General features: G+C 43.3%; 1 protein-coding gene. It reads left to right on the top strand.

The genetic code is table 11. The features are described 5' to 3' along the window. Positions 1-829, top strand: an 829-nt coding sequence (locus ACFV9Q_RS29270) for a peptidase G2 autoproteolytic cleavage domain-containing protein (RefSeq protein WP_377237314.1), incomplete at both ends; no start/stop codon positions are given.

Below are 829 nucleotides of genomic sequence, written 5' to 3'. Positions count from 1 at the left end.
TATGACCACTAACCACTCCGCTGTAGTTGGGATTGCTGTGGGAAGTAAAGTCGGCTCAGCCAATATCAATAACGTTAACATGACGGGAACAAACAAAGCAGGTTCAATTGGCGTTTATTGTACTAACTCCCAGGCCAATATTAGTGCTGCGATGTGCGAACAATACGCTACTCCCAGTAAAATTGCCGGAAAAACTTACACGTTTATCCCGAATAATTTCAAAGGTGGCACACGGATTGCAACGACTTCTGGCTATGCTAAGACAAAAACTAGCGTCGTAATCGCATCTTCAGGTGGAGGACAAGCGACTGGTGATGCTTCTGCCGTTATTGCTACAACCGGTGGCTCTAAAGCAGAAGGGCCACGTAATGCAGTTATTGCGTCCTCTGGAGGATCTAAAACAACAGCAGAAGGAAGTCGCTCATTGGTTGTTGCATCTAATAATTCTTCCATTGAAGGATCAGGATCTTCTAGGGTTGTTATTGGATCACAATCTGTAGCAAACAGAAAAGGTTATACCACTATATGGGGATATGGAACATCAGATACCCCTTCCACCTCGAATATTAAGATAGAAAATGATGCGATGAGAGGAAATATCGCCTTAACCGGTCAGGTTAAAGGTGCTTCAACATTTGCTGATTATGCGGAGTATTTCGAATCTGCAGATGGAAGAGCAATTCCTACCGGATATATGGTCACACTTGATGGGGACAAGATTAAGAAAGCGAATCTCGGTGACAAGGTATTCGGGGCTATATCTGAAACGGTTGGTATTGTGCTTGGAGAGTCTTTGTTTAATTGGCAAGGAAGGTATCTCAAAAATGAA

Origin of the sequence: Promicromonospora sp. NPDC059942 (assembly GCF_042731755.1) — a bacterium.
Classification (GTDB): Bacteria; Actinomycetota; Actinomycetes; order Actinomycetales; family Cellulomonadaceae; genus Promicromonospora.
Note: the sequence above shows the minus strand (reverse complement) of the source record. Positions and strands in the feature narration are given on the sequence as shown.